This window comes from Streptomyces flavofungini (assembly GCF_041028215.1).
Lineage (GTDB): Bacteria > Actinomycetota > Actinomycetes > Streptomycetales > Streptomycetaceae > Streptomyces > Streptomyces flavofungini_B.
The window spans coordinates 1-1701 of the sequence record NZ_JASKYR010001204.1 but is presented as its reverse complement, the minus strand read 5'-3'; the positions used below and the strand labels follow the sequence as shown (position 1 = coordinate 1701).

At 76.7% G+C, this 1701-nt stretch carries 1 protein-coding gene; it reads right to left on the bottom strand.

What is annotated here, in order from left to right; translation table 11 throughout:
* A partial coding sequence (locus tag AB8Z36_RS39760) for an acyltransferase domain-containing protein (RefSeq protein WP_369218227.1) occupies positions 1-1701 on the bottom strand: 1701 nt, incomplete at both ends.

The window sequence follows — 1701 nt, the reverse complement described above, 5'->3', positions numbered from 1 at the left end:
GCCGTGACGACGGCCGTGTCCCTACCGAGGGCGTTCAGGAGCGCGGCCGCGTCGGGGCCGGGGGTGCCTGCCGGGTTCAGGACCAGCCAGGTGCCGGTGGGCAGGCCGGTGGGGGCGCCGTCCAGCGGCTTCCACACGATGCGGTGGCGGCGGCCGTCGGCTGCGGCGCGCTGGGAGCGGCGGCGCCGGTAGGAGGACAGGGCCGGTACGAGGGCGGCGAGCGTCTCGTCGTCCAGGCCGAGGTCGGCGCCGAGCGCGGGCAGGTCGCCGCGTTCGACGGCCGCCCAGAACGCGGCGTCCGCGCCACGGGGTGCGTCTCCGTCGGACATGGCCGGGGTGAAGGTGGTGTCGGGCCAGTAGCGGCTGCGCTGAAAGGCGTACGTGGGCAGGTCGACGCGGCGTGCTCCGGTGCCGTGCAGGGTGCCCGTCCAGTCGACGGCGGTCCCGCGTACGTACAGCTCGGCCAGGGCCGCGGTGAGGCAGGGCACCTCGTCGCGGTCGCGGCGCAGTGCGGGGACGGTGGTGAGGGCCGCCGTCCCCGCCACCGGTCCTTCGTCGTCGCCGTCTTCGTCGAGGACGGTGCGGGCGGCGGCGGTCAGGGTGGCGTCGGGGCCGAGTTCCAGGAAGGAGGCGGCGCCCTGGCGGTGCAGGGTGCGCACCGCGTCGGCGAACCGGACGGTGGCGCGGACCTGGTCGACCCAGTACTCCGGCGAGCGCAGTTCCTCGGCGGTGGCGAGGTCGCCGGTGACGGTGGAGACCACCGGCAGGAGCGGCGCCTCGTAGGTGAGGCCGCGGGCGACGCGGGCGAAGTCGTCGAGCATGGCGTCCATGCGCGGCGAGTGGAAGGCGTGGCTGACGCGCAGGGTACGGGTGCGGCGGCCGTCCGCGGCGAGGCGGGCGGCGACATCGGCGACCGGCTCCTCGTCGCCCGCGATCACCACGGCGCGGGGGCCGTTGACGGCGGCGAGGGAGACGCGGTCGGCAAGGCCCGCGAGGAGGGGCAGCACCTCGTCCTCGGCGGCCTCGACGGCGACCATGGCGCCGCCGGACGGGAGGGCGGCCATGAGGCGGCCGCGCGCGGCGACGAGGGTGCAGGCGTCCTCAAGGGAGAACACCCCGGCCACGTGGGCGGCGGCGATCTCGCCGATGGAGTGGCCGCTCACGCCGTCCGGGGTGACGCCCCAGGACTCCACGAGCCGGTACAGGGCCACTTCGAGGGCGAAGAGGGCGGGCTGGGTGTAGGCGGTGTCGTGCAGGAGCGCGGCCTCGTCGGTGTCCTCGTCGGCGAACATCACCTCGCGCAGCGGGCGGTCGAGCTCCTGGTCGAAGCGGGTGAGGACGGCGTCGAGGGCGTCGGCGAAGACGGGGTGGCGCTCGTACAGCTCGCGGCCCATGGCGGCGCGCTGGCTGCCCTGGCCGGTGAAGAGGAAGGCCAGGCGGCCCCGCGCCGGGGCGCCGGTGAGCAGGGCGGCGTCGGGGGTGTCCTCGCGCAGCGCGGTCAGCGCGCGCTCAAGGCCCGCACGGTCGCCGGTCAGGACGGCGGCGCGGTGTTCCAGTGCGGCGCGGGTGGTGGCCAGTGAGTGGGCCACGTCCACCGCGGGCAGCTCCGGGTGGTCCGCGAGGTGGCCGAGGAGGCGTCCCGCCTGCTCGCGCAGGGCGGCGGGAGTACGGGCCGAGAGCACCACGGGGACGCCCGCGGGC